The organism is Streptomyces sp. SID3343 (genome assembly GCF_009865215.1).
Lineage (GTDB): Bacteria > Actinomycetota > Actinomycetes > Streptomycetales > Streptomycetaceae > Embleya.
The window spans coordinates 1-784 of sequence record NZ_WWJX01000594.1; the positions used below are offsets into that span (position 1 = coordinate 1).

At 76.1% G+C, this 784-nt stretch carries 1 protein-coding gene and 1 pseudogene; one reads left to right on the forward strand and one right to left on the reverse strand.

The window, feature by feature from the left end; translation table 11 throughout:
- A partial coding sequence (locus GT354_RS54140; protein WP_237535121.1) for a hypothetical protein occupies window positions 1-239 on the reverse strand: 239 nt, incomplete at its 3' end.
- A gap of 357 nt (window positions 240-596) precedes the next feature.
- Here GT354_RS54140 and GT354_RS54145 point away from each other — a divergent pair.
- Window positions 597-784 (forward strand): annotated as a pseudogene (locus GT354_RS54145) (hypothetical protein); the annotation flags it as partial.

Sequence of the window (784 nt, forward strand, 5' to 3'; positions counted from 1 at the left end):
GACTGCGCCAGCGGGTGCGCGTGGGGCAAACCGGCGAGCAGCCGCAGCAGTTGCCCGAGCAGGCGCAGCACCAGCCGCAGCCCCAGCAGCCGCCGGCCGGGTCCAACCCGGTCGACACGCCGCCGTTTCCGGTCGCCGCCGCCGTGCCGCAGCGCACGACGCTGCCGCCGCGCCGGCAGCGTCGGGTCGGGCGTGGACCGGTGCCGCCGCAACAGACGGGGCCGCACAGTGGCGCGCACCCGGTCGGGGACGCGGTCAACACGGGCGTCGCGGCTGTTTCGCCGCCTTCGATCGATCCGGCCGGGTCGGTCGGCCCGGCGGTGGGAGCGGGCGGGGTGAGCATTCCGGCCCAGCACGCGCCGGCGCCGGTATCGGCTCCGGTGGCTTCGGTTGCTCCGCCGGCTCCGGTTGCTCCCGTGCACGTGCCGCCGCAGGCGGTCGAACGGGTGGCCGTAGAGCCTCAGGGTGAAGTTCAGGTCGAGGGTTCGGTGGAGGCTGTCGCCGAGGTTGCCGAAGTTGCCGGGGCCGTGGTTCAGGCTCCGGTCGAGGCGCCGGTGCCCGCCCCCGGGCCGACTCCCGCTCAGCCGGTCGCGCCTGTGGCCGAGAGCCTTGTGGTCGACAGTCCTGTGGTCGAGAGCCCGGTGGTCGAGAGTGTCGAGCCGCAGGCGGCACCGCCGGCCGCGGCGCCGGCCGTGCCTGTGGCGACCGCTTCGGGCGTGACCGCGCCGGCGATACCGCAACCGCTGCCGGGGGTGCCGCCGCAGGTCGCGCATCCGCGCTTTGC